This window comes from Pseudoxanthomonas sp. LjRoot143, assembly GCF_964252945.1.
Classification (GTDB): Bacteria; Pseudomonadota; Gammaproteobacteria; order Xanthomonadales; family Xanthomonadaceae; genus Pseudoxanthomonas_A.
Window position 1 is genome coordinate 155,340 of the sequence record NZ_CAXUPM020000001.1, and the last position, 14,380, is coordinate 169,719.

The following is a 14,380-nucleotide window of genomic DNA, read 5'->3' on the forward strand; positions in this document are numbered from 1 at the left end:
CCCGATGAGACCCCCCGATTCCGCCGCCCTCCCTACAGGCGATCGCCTGAAGGTGGGGGAATGCCTCGTTGATGTGCCGCTGCGCGAAGTCCATGCGCCGGGCGCACGCAGGGCGGCGCGCATCACGCCCAAGTCGATGGGGGTATTGCGCGTACTGGTGGACAACCCGGGCCGTGTGGTCACGCGCGAAGCACTGTTGGCCGCGGTCTGGCCGGATACGCTGCCGACCAACGACGTCGTGACCCAGGCCATCACGCAACTGCGCAAGGCCTTCGGTGAGCACGCCGACGGTCCGCGCTACATCGAAACCATCGCCAAGAGCGGATACCGGCTGCTGGTGGCGGTGGAGTGGTTGCCGAATGCGTCGGTTGGCGACGAGGCAGCCGCTGTGCCGGCTGCACTCCCCGCCGCAACCGGGGAGCTTGGTGCACCCGTGGCCGCGGACGCCACGTCCGGACCCGCCGGCATCGCGGTGCCGGCGACCCGGCAGGCGTTGCTGTTCCGCCGATGGATGTGGGGCCTGGCGCTGGGCGTGGTGGCGATCGCCTGTGCGATCACGGCGGTCTGGTGGGGCGCCGACAAGCGGGCGCAAGGCGGTGTGCGGGACGAGGTCACCGGCCTGCTGCCTGCACCGAGGCCGTACCGGCTGATCACGTCCGCGCCAGGGTTCGAGCTGACGCCCACGCTGTCGCCGGATGGCTCGCAGGTGGCTTACCTGTCCAGCATGACCGAGGAGTTGGCCGGGACGGCGGTCCTCGTGCAGACCACGGAACCCGCCCAGCCCCGCAAACTGACGTTCCCGCCCGACGGGGCATGGGACAGCAACCCCGAGTGGTCGCCCAACGGTCGCGAGATCGCGTTCCTCCGGCGCTCGCCCGGCGAGGACTGCCGCATCATGGCCGTGCAGGCCAGTGGCGGCGAGCCCCGTGTGCTGGGAGGCTGCGATCCGCACAACCGGCCCTCGTTCGACTGGATGCCCGACGGCAGCGGTCTGGTGTTCAGCAGCCCGTTGAGCGGTGGCGGCGAACCCGGCCTGCGCCTGCTGGACCTGGCGACGGGCCGTTGGCGCGCGCTGGAGTACGGGGCCAGCGCAGAGGACGTCGACACCGCCCCGCGCTTTTCGCCGGACGGCAAGTGGATCGCCTTCATCCGCAACACGCCGTTGGGCGACCTGTGGCGCATTCCTGCCGGCGGCGGTCGCGCGGAACGGTTGACCCACCAGCGCGCCGAGTTCCGGGGCTGGGACTGGACACCCGACGGCAACGCGATCGTGTTCGGCCGTCGCGTGGACAGCCACACCCGCCTGTACCGGCTCGAGCTCTCCGGCCGGAACATCAGCGACCTGGGCATCGAGGACGCGCAGGCGCCCGCCATCGCCGCACACGCGAACCTGTTGGCCTTCGTGCAACGGAAGCCGGAGTTCGGCCTGTACCGCGTCGGTGATCCGGCGGGCGCGGAGACGGCGCCCCAGATGCAGCGGCTGTTTCCGTCCACGGGGCGTGATTCGTTGCCTTCGGTGGCGCCGGATGGCCGCCAGATCGCCTTCACATCCGACCGTTCCGGTGAGTTCTCGCTCTGGTGGGCCGACATGGAGCGGCCCGCATCGCTGCGCCCGCTGGAAGGCATCCGCCCGGAGTCCCGTCACCTGCCGGCCTGGTCGCCGGACAGCAAGCGGTTGCTGGTGATCGGTACGAACGCGCGTGGCTTCTACGGCCTGCACGAGCTGGAGCCGTCCAGCGGCCAGCTGATTCCCCTGCCGGTGCCCGTGCCGCGGGAGGATCTGCTGTTCGCCGCCTACCTGCCGGATCCGGCGCACCTTCTGGTGGTGGCCGGACGCGGCGACGGCCAGCAGCTGGTGCTGTTCGATCGCCACAGTACGCCCTGGCGTCGGCTGGGAAGCATCGACGGTGTCTCGTTCGCGCTCCCGGACCTGGCGCAGGGCCGCGTGCTGTTCACCCGCCTGGGGCGCGACGGACTCTGGCAATCGGACCTCGGCCTGTCGGAAGCCAGCATCCGCCAAGTCGACGGCAATCGCCCGGCCAGCCAGCGCTACCGCACCTGGACGGTGACCGGGGATGGCCAGGTGGAATACCTGGAGCAGCTGCCAGACTGTTACGTCAGCGTGCGCCATATCGGTGCCGGCCGTTCTCACGCACCCGCGAGATGTCTGGAGCCGACCCACCTCGCCACCATCAATGGATTCAGTGCGCACGCGCGCACTCGCGTGACGTATGTCGCCATGGCGGTGGTCGATGGTTCCGACATCGGGTTCCTTTCGCTCGACCCCGCACCGCCCTCTGGAGCCGGAGGCTTCTGGTAACCGACTGACACGAAAGGGAAAGTTTCTTTCGTAACTTTGTCGGATGGGCGTTCGGCAAGATTTCGTCGACTTTTACGACAAACTTCCTGCGGCCTGCCAGCCAAACCCGGCACATCGCTTCCACACGTCTTGCAAAGTGGAATGACCGATGGAGCAAACATGGTGGGCGGACCGGGGCCAGATGGTCCGGCTGGAGACGGCGGAAAGCTTGCCGTCAAGCGGCTGCGTCGCAGTCTCGCGACTGGGTGGGGCACAGGCCGGCGGTGAGCTGTTCACCCTGTGGGTGCAATTGCGGGGGGCATCCTGGGTCGAGGCCAAGGAAGGGCGCTTCCGCTTGCGGCGAGGCCAGTGGATCGCGCTCGAGCGCGACTCCAAGCCCGTCGTGCAGACCGACCGCTATGGCCTGTGCATCGGTGTCGCGCTGAATGGCGACGGCATGAAGGCGATGGCACGCTTCGCCGACGGTCCGCTCTATGCGGGGCGTGGCCGCCTGGGCCGGCGCGATGCGCTGATCCTGCTCCGCCTGTGGCGTGCGGCGTCCGAACGTGGCGCGGAAAGTGTCGATGCCCAGGCGCTGCGGCCGCTGCTGCTGCACTTCGCGGCCGTCCAGCAGGAGCTGGATGGGTTCGTCCAGCGTTGTCCGGGCCGGTCCCGCACGCGCAAGCGACAGGTGTTCGGTCGTCTCCAGCGCGCGCGGCTCTACCTGGAAGGCAATTGCGACCGTGTGGTCCGCATCAGCGAACTGGCGGAGCTGACCAGCTTCTCCAGCTGGTACTTCTCGCGCACCTTCTACAGCCTGTATGACGAGAGTCCGCAGGCCGCTGCCGCGCGCATGCGGCTCGAACATGCGGCCGATCTGCTGCGCAGTACGTCGATGATGGTCGGCGAGGTCGCAGCCGCGTCCGGCTTCGACAACTGCTGCAGTTTCGCGCGCGCTTTCCGCGCACGCTTCGGCACGTCGGCCAGCCGCTACCGCTCCGCCATCATGACGTCGAGGACAGACTCGGCAAAGTCATCGGGCGTCGGCCGCAAAGCGGCGCTGAAGACTGGAACGTAAGTTTGCAAGGCGTTTTAACACGCCCATAACGCAACACGTTCCTCTGAGGAGAGATTGAATGAACCACCGCAATTCGCGTCGTGCGATGCGGGTCGGCATGCTGCCGGCCGGTATCGCCATCGCATTGATCCCGGCGTTCGCCAGTGCGCAGGAGGCCACGACCGAGGCCACCACGACGACGACCCTGGATCGCCTTGAAGTGACCGGCTCGCGCATCCGCGGCGCCGACATGGAAACGCAGCAGCCGATCATCACGATCGGGCGTGAAGACATCGAGAAGCAGGGCTTCACCTCGGTCGCCGACGTGCTGCAGAACCTGACGTCCGCCGGCTCCCCGGCGATCGCGCGTTCGGAAGCGCTGGCCTCGGGCGAGAACGTGGGCGGCTACTACGTCGACATCCGCAACCTGGGCGCCACCCGCACGCTGGTGCTGGTCAACGGCCGTCGCCTGGGCGCCACCACCGGTGGTTACCAGGATCTCAGCCAGATCCCGATGTCGGCGATCGACCGCATCGAAGTGCTGAAGGACGGCGCCTCCGCCATCTACGGCTCCGACGCGATCGCCGGCGTGGTCAACGTGATCACCCGCAAGCGCTTCGAAGGCGCCGAAGCGTCGGCCTACCTCGGCCAGAGCGGCGAGGGTGATGGCGACGTCAAGCAGTACTCCTTCACCGTGGGCTCGGCCAGCGACCGTGGCGGCGTCACGCTGTCGGTCGAGTACTCGAAGGAAGACCCGATCTCGGCCGCCGACCGCTGGTTCTCCAAGGACGGCAACGCCGGTCCGGATTACCCGGGTTCGGGCTGGAGCCCGATCAGCCAGAACGGCTCGTTCTGCGACCCGTGCTCGCCGGCCGCTTCGGCCGTGTGGTGGACGCTGCGCGACGGCGGCAACCCGACCAACCGCGCCGACTATGTCGTGCACTCCGCCGACTACAACGCCAATGCCAACCAGCAGATGTTCCTGTCGACGGGCATCGAGCGCCGTTCGGTGTTCGTCAACGCCAACTACGACGTGACGGACAACATCTCGTTCAACGCTGACGTGCTGTACAACCACCGCTCCACCCAGCAGCAGATCGCCGGTTATCCGTACCAGTCGGCCGCCTTCGGCACGCCGCTGTCCGCCGACAGCGCGTTCAACCCGATGGCGGGCGACACCACCTTCCGCCGCCGCCTGTGGGAAGTGCCGCGCACCACCGAAAGCGAGATGGAGACCTACCGCTTCGCGGGCGGCTTCTCCGGCTTCTTCGACGTGGCCGGCAAGACCTGGGACTGGGACGTCGGTGCGCTGATCAACCGCAACCAGTCGACCAAGCGTTCGCACGGCGACATGAGCCTGATCGCCTCGGAGCAGGCGCTGGGCGCATCGTTCATCAACGCCGACGGCATCGCGCAGTGCGGCAGCGCCGCCAGCCCGATCCCGCTGTCGGACTGCCGTCCGTGGAACCCGCTGCTGCCGTACGGCGTGGCAGGCCAGGGTTCGCTGGCCGATCCGGACGTGCAGCGCTTCCTGTTCCCGTGGTTCACCGACACCGGTCTGACCCGCACCACCAGCTACACCGCCAACCTGTCCGGTTCGCTGTTCGAACTGCCGGCCGGTGACCTGGGCATCGCGGTAGGCGTCGAGCATCGCAAGGAGCAGGGCCGCTTCGTGCCGGACGCGTTCGCGCAGTCGGGCCAGAGCACCGGCTTGGGTGCGACCACCACCGAGGGCGACTACTCGGTCGACGAGTTCTACGTCGAGCTGAGCATCCCGGTGCTGGCCGACATGGCGTTCGCGAAGGAGCTGACCATCAACATGGCCAGCCGTTACTCCGACTACAGCAACTTCGGCGACACGATCAACAGCAAGTTCGGCTTCACCTGGCGTCCGATCGACGAGCTGCTGGTCCGCGGCACCTACGCCGAGGGCTTCCGCGCCCCGACGATCGACAACCTGTACGGCGGCATCGGCACGAGCTTCGAGAACTACACCGATCCGTGCGGTACCGGTGCGGTGAACAGCGTCAACGGCAATGCCGCATGTACGGCCGCCGGCGTGCCGCTGGGCTACGTGCAGCTGGGCCAGGGCCTGGTGCCCTGCACGACCTATCCGTGCGCCACGCCTGACCAGTTCATCACCGGCTCCAACCCGGCGCTGATCCCGGAAACGTCCAAGAGCAAGACCATGGGCGTCGTCTGGTCGCCGCGTTGGGTGCAGGGCCTGGACATCTCGCTGGACTGGTACCGCTACGAGCTGACCAACATGATCATCTCGGACAGCGTCGACCGCATCCTGCGCGACTGCTACGTGCTGGGCAACAGCGCCCGTTGCGAAGGCATCACGCGCGCGGACGATGGCCACATCACCAACCTGTTCTACGGCCTGGCCAACCTGGGCGCGATGGAGACCGAAGGCTTCGACCTGGGCGTGAAGTACGCCCTGCCGGAGCAGTCGTTCGGCAAGATCGCGTTCGACTGGACCTCGTCCTACACCAGCGTGTATGACGAAGAAGCCGAGAACTCCGCCGGTGAGAAGATCATCGTCGGCAACGTGGGCAACTCGGGCATCTTCCGCCTGCGCTCGAACCTGGGCGTGGACTGGTCGCTGGGTCCCGTCGCCGTCAACTGGACGGCCCGTTACTACTCGGGCATGAAGGAAAGCTGCGTGACGGCGCGTCCCTGCACGGAACCCGACCACATCGCCAACGGCGAGCCGGATGCGATCCGCAAGGTCGGCTCCAACACGTTCCACGACATGCAGGTCAGCTACAGCGCGCCGTGGAATGCCACGATTGCGGTGGGCGCCAACAACGTGTTCAACCATCAGGGTCCACTGATGTTCTCGAACTCGTCGTACCGCCACAGCGACTTCGCCTACTACGGTGGTTTCGACTTCGACCGCTTCCTGTACGTGAAGTACACCCAGCGCTTCTGATCGACCGATCCGTCGCCTGACGCTTGACCACTACGGCCCCGAAAGGGGCCGTAGTGCTTTCCGGCGGGTCCGGAGGCGGACGCTCGGCGCCATGCGTGGCCGTTGTTATGATCGGTCCGCCCGCCTCCGGACCGCCTCCCTTCTTCGATGAAACTCCCTGCGCCCTTCATCCAGTTGCCCGTGAGCTTCGATGCCGGCGCGCTCGCGCGCGAGATCGCGGCCATCGACGAGGCCAGCTGGCGCTCGCATCCCGGCGGCATCCCCGGCAACAGCGCACTGCCGCTGATCACCACCGAAGGCGATCCCGACAGCGATCAGGTGACGGGTGCGATGCGGCCGACGCCGTGGCTGGAGCGGCTGCCGTACCTGATGCAGGTGATGGAAACCCTGGGCGCCACCTGGGGACGTTCGCGCCTGATGCGGTTGTCCGGCCAGTCTGAAGTCGTCGGGCATGTGGACATCAACTATTACTGGCGTGAGCACATGCGTGTGCACGTACCCATCGTCACGACACCCTCGGTGCGGTTCCAGTGCGGCGAGCACGAGGTCAACATGGCCGCCGGCGAGTGCTGGATCTTCGATACCTGGCGCCACCACCGGGTTCTCAATCAAGGTGACGAGACGCGCATCCACCTGGTGGCGGACACGGTCGGTGGCCCCGGGTTTTGGAACCTGCTGGAGCAGGGCAGGACGCCGGAGCGACGTGAGCCGGGCTGGGCGCCACGCAGGATCGGTCCGGCCGCCGGGCATCAGGCGACGCTGGACTATGAGTCGTTCAACGCGCCCGAGGTCATGACGCCCTGGGAGTTGCGGGAGAGCATCGGTTTTCTGATGGGCGAAGCCGAGCGGGGTCCACAGATGCCCGCCATCCATGCCGCGTTGACGCGGTTCGCCAGGCACTGGCACGGCATATGGGCTTGCCATGGCGACCGCACGTCAGGGCTGCCACACTACCGAGGGTTGTTGGCGGACATCCAGCAGGTGCTCGCACAAGCCGGTGTCGCGCAGGTCAAGCTGCAGAATGGCCTCGGTTTGCTGCCGGCACTTAAAGCGCACATTTTCAGCATGGCCTTGGCCGTCGATGTCGATGCATCGGCGCGCCGCGATCCGCACGGTGCGCGCCCGGCTGGCGAGCAGGGAAGTCAGGGCGGACGCGCGACGGCGCGGGCCTCCTCATTCGATCGACCGGTCTTCATCGTCAGTCCACCGCGCTCCGGATCCACGTTGCTGTTCGAGACGCTGACGGGTGCGCCCGGCGTCTACACGATCGGCGACGAGAGCCACCAGTTGATCGAAGGCATGGAGGCGCTCGCGCCGGCGCATCGGCAATTCCACTCCAACCAGCTGGGACGTGCCGACGCCACGCCAGACGTGGCGCAGACGCTGCGCGAACGTTTCTTCGATGCTTTGCGCGATCGCGAGGGCAAGGCAGCGGCGGCAGGAGCCGTCGTCCGCATGTTGGAGAAGACGCCGAAGAATGCGTTGCGCATCCCGTTCCTGAAAGCGGTCTTCCCCGATGCGAAGTTCATCTACCTGCATCGCGACCCGCGGCAGGTCTGGGGCAGCATGATCGACGGCTGGCAGTCCGGCCGCTTCCGCATGTACAACCTGCCCGGATGGGAGGGGCCGATGTGGTCCTTCCTGCTGACGCCAGGCTGGCAGTCGCTGATCGGCCAGGACCTCGGCGAGATCGTCGCCCGTCAGTGGGAGACGGCGACGCGTCTCATGCTGGACGACCTGGAGGCGTTGCCGCCAGAGGATTGGACGGGCGTGGACTACGGGCGCTTCCTGCAGGAGCCACAGGGCGAGGCATTGCGCCTGAGCAAGTTCGCCGGCTGGTCCTGGGACCGCGAACTCGGCCCGCAGCTGCCTTTGTCGCGCTACACGCTGTCGAAACCCGACCCCGACAAATGGCACCGGCATGCGGCGGCGATCGAGCCGCGCCTGCTGCAGTGGAACGACACGATCGAGCGCGCGGCGCGCGCTGCCGGCGTCTGATGCCTGGAAAAAAGAAGGCCGCCCAGGGCGGCCTTCTCGTCCACGAGCGCGTCGCCGCGCCGGGGCTCAGAACTTGTGTTTCTCGTCGTCCGGCTGCGCGGCCTGGCGGGCGATGGCGTCGACCAGAACGGCCTTGGCTTCTGCGGCGTTGCCCCAGCCGTCGAGCTTGACCCACTTGCCCTTCTCCAGGTCCTTGTAGTGCTCGAAGAAGTGGCCGATGCGCTCCAGCCAGTGCGGGCTGACCTGGTCGATGTCGCTGATGTGGCTGTAGCCGGCGAACACCTTGTCGACCGGCACGGCCAGCAGCTTCTCGTCGCTGCCGGCTTCATCGCTCATGCGCAGCACGCCGACGGGGCGGCAGCGGATCACCGAGCCGGGGATCAGCGGCAGCGGCAGCACGACCAGCACGTCGGCCGGATCGCCGTCGCCGCACAGGGTGTGCGGGACGTAGCCGTAGTTGCAGGGGTAGCGCATCGGGGTGGAGAGGATGCGGTCGACGAAGATCGCGCCGCTGGCCTTGTCCACCTCGTACTTCACCGGCTCGGCGTCCTTGGGGATCTCGATGATGACGTTGATTTCGTCCGGCGGGTTCTTGCCGGCGCTGACCAGATCCAGGCCCATTGCGTGCTCCGAGGGGTGCGGTGATTGAGGGCCGGCATTTTACGCGGTTGGCTGCTGCGGCGCAGCAGGACCTTCGGCGCACTGGCCGACCGTCGGCAGGGGCCACGTGGTTCAGGTTGTCCTTCAAGGCCCGGGCCTAGAATCCGCCGCCCATGCTCCTCCCACGCTCCGCCGCCGGCCTGTTGCTGACGGTGCTGGCCCTCGCCAGCACCGAAGCGGGCGCGCGGACGGTCTACCGCTGCGTGCAGGGCGGGACCGTCAGCCTGGCCACGGCGCCCGAGCCGGGCTCGAAGTGCGTGGCCAAGGAGATCGACGACAACGCCGTCAGCACGCCCAACCTGTGGGGCTCGATGGGCGTCTTCAGCGGCACGCTCTACGAGCGCGAGCAGGACGGGCAGAAGGTCTATTCCACCCGCAACCTGCCGGGGTCCACGCCCTACCTGAAGTTCACCGTACAGACCCCGCCCGGCGAACCCGCGCATCCCGGGCTGGGTCGGGTCGGCAAGCCACGACTGGACCGCTATCCCACCGAGTTCAAGGCGGCCGCGCGGCAGACCGGCGTCGACGACGCCTGGCTGCGTGCCGTGGCGCATGCTGAAAGCGACTTCGATGCCAAGGCGGTGTCGCCCAAGGGCGCGATGGGCGTGATGCAGCTGATGCCGGACGTCGCCAAGGAGTACGGCGTGGCGGACCCGTTCTCCTCCACCGAATCCATCCACGCGGGCGCACGCCACCTTCGCCAGTTGATGAAACGGTACAAAGGCGACCTGACCCTGGTCGCTGCCGCCTACAACGCCGGCATCGGCACGGTGACGCGGTATGGCGGGGTGCCCCCCTATGCGGAGACGCAGGAGTACGTTTCCAAGGTCACGGCGCTGTATGAGCTCTACCTGCGCGCGCTGGGCAAGAAGGCCGCGCCGGAGCGTCCTGCGCTTTGAGCGCGGGGTTGCGGGGCATTCAGTCAACGCCTGCGGTCTTCACCCGATGTGTGCGGTTGCGCGCCTAGCGTGTGCGATGGCCCGGTCGTTCCGCGCCGGGCAGGAGACCGCCATGAAGAACCGTCGTGTATTCAGCGCTCCCTCCGTCGCCGTCGCCGAGGCGGCGCTGCACCGGGCTGTCGCCGCCGGCATCGATCCTGCCCACGCCGCCCTGGTCGGGCGGTCGGAGATCGAGGTCGAGCAGGTCCCCGACGACGAGAAGGAAGCCGCGCCGACCGATTTCAAGCCCGCCGCCCTGCGGGGGCTGGTGGGAGGCGCCGGATTGGGCCTGGTGCTGGGACTGGTCGCCATGCTGGTGCCGGCGGTCGGCATCCATTGGGCGGGCGTGGCGGTCTGCACGGCGATCGGTGGCTGCGTCGGCATGTGGGCGGCCTCGCTCGCCGGCTCCGCCGTGCCCAGCGAAGTGCGCCGCGACTACCGGCGGGAGATCGAAGCGGGCGAGGTGCTGCTGGTGATCGAGGATCCGGATGACGCGCGGCTGGAGCGGGCCACCGCCGCCGTGCTGGCCACGGCCGGCGTCCACCGCCTGCAGGTGCTGCCGCACGGACTGCTGCAGTAGCGCTGCCCGGCGACGTATCATCCAGGCGACTTCATTTGAGGACGCGCGCATGCGACGTTGGGCGATCACGGGAATGATGTTCTTGGCAGGCGCTGCCCTGGCCTCGGAAACGTCGCAGTGGGAGAAGTTCGGTGCCGACCTGCCGCAGGACGGCAAGGCGGTGCCGCTGGCCACCGCGCTGGCCGATCCCGCCATGCACGTCGGGCAGGCGAAGGTGTTCAGCGGCCGCGTTGTCGACGTCTGCCAGAAAAAGGGTTGCTGGGTGATGCTCGAAGACGAGGGGCAGGGTGCCCGCGTGTTGCTGGGCGACCATGACTTCTACGTACCCAAGGACGTACGCGGTCCGGCGCAGGTGCATGGCGTGCTGTCGCGCGTCGAACTGTCGCCGGATGCCCAACGGCACACCGCACAGGAAACCTCCGGCGCGGCCGTGCCGAAGGTGGAGTACCGCATCGTCGCCGACGGCGTGCAGGTGCTGGCCGACGATCCTGGCGCCTGATCGGCGCCGTCAGCCGAGCAAGCGCTCGGAGGGGATGATGTGTCGGCCCGGCGGCGCATCCAGCGCCGCTTTCAGCAGCGCCTCGGCCACCCGTTCCGCCGGTACGACGCGATAGCGCGCCGGCAGCACCGCATCCAGTGCGCCCATGACGCGCAGCGCGATGCGCTCGCCGCCACGGTGTTGCGTGCGCACGCCGCCCAGTAGCCCGGGGCGAAGCAGGCTGAGCGATGTGAAGCCGATGCCCGCCAGGTTCTCTTCCACGTCGCCCTTCGTGCGCGAATAGAAGATGCGCGAGCGTGCGTCCGCGCCCATGGCCGAGACCAATGCGAACGTCGTCGCGCCGTGTGCATGGGCGTGGCGGGCGATCGCGAGGGGATAGTCGTGGTCCACGCGCCGGAACGCTTCCTGCGAGCCGGCATCGCGAATCGTGGTTCCCAGGGCGCATGCCACCGCATCCACCCGCCACCACTCCGCGTCGGCGGGCAGTGCGTCGAAGTCCACGACAGGGTTCAGAAGCTTCGGATGTGGCGTGAGTGGTCGTCGCGTCGGCGCGACAACCTGCTGCACGCGCGGCGATGCGAGTGCGCGCCGCAGCGTCGCCTCACCGACGAGGCCGGTGGCACCGGCCAGCAATACACGCGTCATGGGAATACCCGACAGGAGGAGTGCCTCATCTTGCCAGTCCTGCGGCCGGGTGGCGTACGGCATCGGTTACCCTTCCGCAGCGACGGGCGCGGCCCGATGACCTGGAATCCCGTATGCCCCGCCCCGCCAATCCCTGCGATCTCTTCTCTCCGTGGGGTCCGCTGCGATGAACCTGCCGCTCCACTACGGCCTGCTGGGTGCACTGGAAGCGGGATTGATCGCGCTACTTGCTGGTGTGCTGTGCTTCCTGTTCTGGCATTGGCTGAGCGGAAGGATGCGCTGGTCGACCGGGCATGCGATCGGCTGGGCCTGCGTCTCGGCAGTGGTCATCGGTGCGGGCGTGGACACATGGAACATGTTCTATCTGGGCATCGCGCGGCTTGAGTCGCCGCTGTACGCCCGTATCGCGCTGCAAGGCATCCACGATCCCGATGGCCTCGGCTCGCGCGTGGTGCTGGAAATCGCGGGTGCATTGACGGGCGTGGTACTGGGTTGGCAATGGTTCAGCAAGAAAACCACGGATGCCGACGCCGCGAACAGCACCGGAAAAACGGATGCGTAACGTCAAACGCGGTGCAACGTCACGCATTGGACGCGTCGCTGACACCGCGCTCACGGCCGCCTAACACCGGTTTAATCGATAGCGCAGGCGGCGTGGTTAAGCATGCGTGCACGTTCATATCGCGCCGCAAATTTCGTTCAGATGCGCGGGGGCAAGGTGGGGCCGTGCGCAATCGGACGCACTCCCTACAGAACGGAGCACTGACATGACGAATAACAACCGCAAGCCGCTGATCGCCCTGGTCGCCCTGAGCGCCGCGCTGGCCATGCCGCTGGCGTTCGCGCAGGAGAAGGCTGAGGACGTCGCGCAGGCGCAGCAGACCGAGCAGGCGGCCGAGCAGGCCACGGGCTCGGCGACCACGCCGACGCAGAGCAGCGATGCAGCCGGTACCCAGGCCAAGCAGGGTTGGGCCGACGTCGACACCAACGGTGACGGCAACATCAGCAAGGAAGAAGCCGCGGCCAATCCGGGCCTGAGCCAGGTGTTCGACCAGGCCGATGCCAATGCTGATGGCTCGCTGACCGCCGACGAATACAAGGCGTTCGTGAGCAAGAATTACGGCGACCAGCAGAAGTAAGCGGCGCCGTCATGAGGGCGACGCCGTGCGCGACGAGGAGCCGGCGTCGTCCTAGCAAAGGGCGGCCGTCAGCGCCGCCCTTTCCTTTCCCGGCGTATCGCGGTCACAGGAGGGACGCATGAAGACGAAGACGGGAACGAAGGAGTTTCCCCGGCTGGGCATGGCGCTCGCCGTGATGCTGCTCGCCGCGACGCCGTTGGCCGGCGCACAGACCCGCGCGCAGGACGCTGCCGAGCGCGCGGAAGCGCCCGCAGCGGCGACGTCGAAACCAACGACCGCGCCGCGCCCGTTCGAAGAACTCGACCAGAACGCGGATGGCGCGATCAGCAAGGACGAGGCGGCCGTCGATCCACCGCTGGCACAGGTGTTCGGCACGCTGGACAAGGATGCGGATGGCCGTCTGACCCCCGAAGAATATGCGGTGCATATGCAGGGCACGCCCTGACGCCATCGCCTCTCCCACGAACGAAGCATGGAGGAACCCATGAAGCATTCCACTCACCGACTGACGATGGGTCTTGGCCTGGCGCTGTTGAGCGCGGGCCTGATGACGGCCTGCGGACCCAAGCCGGAAGACACGCCGCCGCCGAGCGCTCCCGAGCCGGTGGAGACGGTGCCGCCGGCCGACGACATGACGCCGCCGCCCGCCCCGACGGATCCGGCGACACCGCCTACCGACTCGACCCTGCCGCCGCCCGCCAACCCGAACGCGCCGGAGACCACGCCGCCGCCGACGGAGGGCAGCGCGCCGCCACCGAGCTCCGGTGGCTGACCGCGGACATCGCTTGCCGTGATCATCCACAGGCGGCCGCCCCCTGAAGGGGCGGCCGCTTTCTTTTGCGTGGCCGGACGGCTGCTATCCTTCGCGGCCCTCGTACGGATTGAAGAGCGGACATTCCATGGCACGCATCAGGTGGGTCGGTTTCGATGGCGACGATACGCTGTGGAAGAGCGAGGACTACTACCGCCAGGCGGAAGCGGACTTCGAGGAGATCCTGGGAAGCTACGTCGATCTTGCCGATGCGCGCACGCACCAGCATCTGCTGGAGGTCGAGCGCCGCAACCTGAAGATTTTCGGCTACGGCGTGAAGGGCATGACGCTGTCGATGCTGGAAACGGCCATCCAGGTGACCGGCGAGCGCATCAGCGCCCGCGACCTGCATCGCGTGATCGAGATCGGGCGCGCCACGCTGCAGCATCCGGTGGACCTGCTGCCCGGCATCCGCGAAGCGGTCGAACGGATCGCCGCCGACCACGAGATCGTACTGATCACCAAGGGCGACCTGTTCCACCAGGAGGCCAAGATCGCGCAATCGGGCCTGACCGACCTGTTCCACCGCATCGAAGTGGTGTCCGAGAAGGACGAGGCCACCTACGCGCGCGTATTGCGCGAGTTGGATGTCGCGCCTTCGGAATTCGCGATGGTCGGCAATTCGCTGCGGTCGGACATCGAGCCGGTGCTGGCGCTGGGTGGCTGGGGCATCCACATGCCGTACCACGTCACCTGGGCGCTGGAGACCGAGCATGGGGTCGAGGCCGATGCGCCGCGCCTGCACGTGGTGGAGAACGCCGGCCAGCTGGCGGATGCACTGGCGGCCATCGAGGCCACGCCGGCCACCTGACGGGG

The 14,380-nt window shown here is 67.7% G+C and carries 14 protein-coding genes; 12 read left to right on the plus strand and 2 right to left on the minus strand.

The window, feature by feature from the left end:
* Positions 1 to 4 precede the first annotated feature (4 nt).
* The 4 genes from ACSQ1W_RS00690 to ACSQ1W_RS00705 all read left to right on the plus strand — a co-directional run bounded on the left by ACSQ1W_RS00690 (position 5) and on the right by ACSQ1W_RS00705 (position 8,292).
* Positions 5 to 2,320 carry a winged helix-turn-helix domain-containing protein gene (locus ACSQ1W_RS00690; protein WP_436041271.1) on the plus strand — a complete coding sequence of 772 codons (2,316 nt, stop codon included), beginning with the start codon at positions 5 to 7 and terminating at the stop codon, positions 2,318 to 2,320.
* A gap of 148 nt (positions 2,321 to 2,468) precedes the next feature.
* A complete protein-coding gene (locus tag ACSQ1W_RS00695) occupies positions 2,469 to 3,377 on the plus strand; it encodes a helix-turn-helix domain-containing protein (protein WP_436041272.1) in 909 nt (302 codons plus the stop codon).
* A 58-nt stretch (positions 3,378 to 3,435) separates the two neighbouring features.
* A complete protein-coding gene (locus ACSQ1W_RS00700; RefSeq protein ID WP_436041273.1) occupies positions 3,436 to 6,294 on the plus strand; it encodes a TonB-dependent receptor plug domain-containing protein in 2,859 nt (952 codons plus the stop codon).
* 147 nt (positions 6,295 to 6,441) lie between these two features.
* Positions 6,442 to 8,292, plus strand: a complete 1,851-nt coding sequence (locus ACSQ1W_RS00705; RefSeq protein ID WP_436041274.1) for a sulfotransferase — start codon at positions 6,442 to 6,444, stop codon at positions 8,290 to 8,292.
* A 66-nt stretch (positions 8,293 to 8,358) separates the two neighbouring features.
* On the opposite strand, the gene ppa is transcribed toward ACSQ1W_RS00705, so the two are convergent.
* The gene (gene ppa, locus ACSQ1W_RS00710) at positions 8,359 to 8,913 is read right to left on the minus strand and encodes an inorganic diphosphatase (RefSeq protein ID WP_162337113.1); all 555 of its coding nucleotides are present in this window, start codon (positions 8,911 to 8,913) and stop codon (positions 8,359 to 8,361) included.
* Between the two features lie 152 nt (positions 8,914 to 9,065).
* Here ppa and ACSQ1W_RS00715 point away from each other — a divergent pair, with 152 nt between their 5' ends.
* From ACSQ1W_RS00715 to ACSQ1W_RS00725, 3 genes are all read left to right on the plus strand, one after another.
* Entirely contained in the window at positions 9,066 to 9,851 is a 786-nt protein-coding gene (locus ACSQ1W_RS00715; protein WP_436041275.1) for a lytic transglycosylase domain-containing protein, read from the plus strand.
* 112 nt (positions 9,852 to 9,963) lie between these two features.
* Positions 9,964 to 10,470, plus strand: a complete 507-nt coding sequence (locus tag ACSQ1W_RS00720; protein ID WP_436041276.1) for a hypothetical protein — start codon at positions 9,964 to 9,966, stop codon at positions 10,468 to 10,470.
* 82 nt (positions 10,471 to 10,552) lie between these two features.
* Positions 10,553 to 10,969: a DUF4920 domain-containing protein gene (locus ACSQ1W_RS00725; RefSeq protein ID WP_436041277.1), complete on the plus strand. Its 417-nt coding sequence runs from the start codon at positions 10,553 to 10,555 to the stop codon at positions 10,967 to 10,969.
* 9 nt (positions 10,970 to 10,978) lie between these two features.
* Here the strand turns inward: ACSQ1W_RS00725 and ACSQ1W_RS00730 are convergent, their stop codons facing one another.
* The gene (locus ACSQ1W_RS00730) at positions 10,979 to 11,614 is read right to left on the minus strand and encodes an NAD-dependent dehydratase (RefSeq protein WP_436046036.1); all 636 of its coding nucleotides are present in this window, start codon (positions 11,612 to 11,614) and stop codon (positions 10,979 to 10,981) included.
* 166 nt (positions 11,615 to 11,780) lie between these two features.
* Between ACSQ1W_RS00730 and ACSQ1W_RS00735 the strand changes: the two genes are divergently transcribed.
* From ACSQ1W_RS00735 to ACSQ1W_RS00755, 5 genes are all read left to right on the plus strand, one after another.
* Positions 11,781 to 12,176 carry a hypothetical protein gene (locus tag ACSQ1W_RS00735; protein ID WP_436041278.1) on the plus strand — a complete coding sequence of 132 codons (396 nt, stop codon included), beginning with the start codon at positions 11,781 to 11,783 and terminating at the stop codon, positions 12,174 to 12,176.
* Positions 12,177 to 12,381: 205 nt separating this feature from the next.
* Positions 12,382 to 12,753 (plus strand): EF-hand domain-containing protein, encoded by a 372-nt coding sequence (locus ACSQ1W_RS00740; RefSeq protein WP_436041279.1) that lies wholly within the window; start codon positions 12,382 to 12,384, stop codon positions 12,751 to 12,753.
* A 118-nt stretch (positions 12,754 to 12,871) separates the two neighbouring features.
* The gene (locus ACSQ1W_RS00745) at positions 12,872 to 13,198 is read left to right on the plus strand and encodes an EF-hand domain-containing protein (protein WP_436041280.1); all 327 of its coding nucleotides are present in this window, start codon (positions 12,872 to 12,874) and stop codon (positions 13,196 to 13,198) included.
* Between the two features lie 39 nt (positions 13,199 to 13,237).
* The gene (locus ACSQ1W_RS00750) at positions 13,238 to 13,525 is read left to right on the plus strand and encodes a hypothetical protein (RefSeq protein ID WP_192270768.1); all 288 of its coding nucleotides are present in this window, start codon (positions 13,238 to 13,240) and stop codon (positions 13,523 to 13,525) included.
* Between the two features lie 127 nt (positions 13,526 to 13,652).
* Positions 13,653 to 14,375, plus strand: coding sequence for an HAD family hydrolase (locus tag ACSQ1W_RS00755; RefSeq protein WP_192270766.1), 723 nt, complete (start codon positions 13,653 to 13,655; stop codon positions 14,373 to 14,375).
* Positions 14,376 to 14,380 lie beyond the last annotated feature (5 nt).

Excerpts from the sequence above, each read along its gene's own strand:
- ACSQ1W_RS00715 (WP_436041275.1), top strand. The coding sequence starts at position 9,066 with ATGCTCCTCCCACGCTCCGCCGCCGGCCTGTTGCTGACGGTGCTGGCC.
- ACSQ1W_RS00735 (WP_436041278.1), top strand. The coding sequence starts at position 11,781 with ATGAACCTGCCGCTCCACTACGGCCTGCTGGGTGCACTGGAAGCGGGA.
- ppa (WP_162337113.1), bottom strand. The coding sequence starts at position 8,913 with ATGGGCCTGGATCTGGTCAGCGCCGGCAAGAACCCGCCGGACGAAATC.
- ACSQ1W_RS00700 (WP_436041273.1), top strand. The coding sequence starts at position 3,436 with ATGAACCACCGCAATTCGCGTCGTGCGATGCGGGTCGGCATGCTGCCG.
- ACSQ1W_RS00755 (WP_192270766.1), top strand. The coding sequence starts at position 13,653 with ATGGCACGCATCAGGTGGGTCGGTTTCGATGGCGACGATACGCTGTGG.
- ACSQ1W_RS00740 (WP_436041279.1), top strand. The coding sequence starts at position 12,382 with ATGACGAATAACAACCGCAAGCCGCTGATCGCCCTGGTCGCCCTGAGC.
- ACSQ1W_RS00745 (WP_436041280.1), top strand. The coding sequence starts at position 12,872 with ATGAAGACGAAGACGGGAACGAAGGAGTTTCCCCGGCTGGGCATGGCG.
- ACSQ1W_RS00730 (WP_436046036.1), bottom strand. The coding sequence starts at position 11,614 with ATGACGCGTGTATTGCTGGCCGGTGCCACCGGCCTCGTCGGTGAGGCG.
- ACSQ1W_RS00720 (WP_436041276.1), top strand. The coding sequence starts at position 9,964 with ATGAAGAACCGTCGTGTATTCAGCGCTCCCTCCGTCGCCGTCGCCGAG.
- ACSQ1W_RS00705 (WP_436041274.1), top strand. The coding sequence starts at position 6,442 with ATGAAACTCCCTGCGCCCTTCATCCAGTTGCCCGTGAGCTTCGATGCC.
- ACSQ1W_RS00695 (WP_436041272.1), top strand. The coding sequence starts at position 2,469 with ATGGAGCAAACATGGTGGGCGGACCGGGGCCAGATGGTCCGGCTGGAG.
- ACSQ1W_RS00750 (WP_192270768.1), top strand. The coding sequence starts at position 13,238 with ATGAAGCATTCCACTCACCGACTGACGATGGGTCTTGGCCTGGCGCTG.
- ACSQ1W_RS00690 (WP_436041271.1), top strand. The coding sequence starts at position 5 with ATGAGACCCCCCGATTCCGCCGCCCTCCCTACAGGCGATCGCCTGAAG.